The sequence below is a fragment of the Candidatus Merdisoma sp. JLR.KK006 genome (assembly GCF_036941035.1).
In the GTDB taxonomy this organism is placed as follows: domain Bacteria; phylum Bacillota; class Clostridia; order Lachnospirales; family Lachnospiraceae; genus Laedolimicola.
Genome location: NZ_JAYMNS010000096.1, coordinates 1 through 466, shown reverse-complemented (window position 1 = coordinate 466; position 466 = coordinate 1). Strand labels below are relative to the sequence as shown.

The 466-nt window shown below is 53.6% G+C and carries 1 pseudogene; it reads left to right on the top strand.

Annotated features, from left to right (window positions below):
- A pseudogene (locus tag VSQ61_RS22750) lies at positions 1-466 on the top strand (hypothetical protein); the annotation flags it as partial.

Below are 466 nucleotides of genomic sequence, written 5' to 3'. Positions count from 1 at the left end.
TACCACGACCACCTACACCTACGACACGCTGGGGAACCTGGTGCTTGAAAAGGCGAAGAACCATGTGGTAGACTATCAGTATAACGAGCTGAACCAGTTAGTACAGAAAAAGGACGGCAACGAGAGTTACACCTACACCTACGACAAGCGGGGCAACCGCACGGCGGAAATCGGCAAGAAAGCCAGCCGATCCTACGTTTATGACGAAACAAACCGCATGGTGGAGGGAACCAACTGGAAAGGGGACAAATCTGCCTACACGTACAACGGACTGGGCATCCGGATTAACAACACCCATACCACCCACGCCGGAAAGGTCTACGCCCGTGATTACGTGATCGATTACACCAGCTTCGAGAACGACGACCTGATGGTATTTGCCGAGGGCAACGGCCAGCTGGAATACGAGCAGAAGCACGTGTATGCAGGAAGCGAGCGAATCGAGCAGTTCACGGACAAGGGCAAC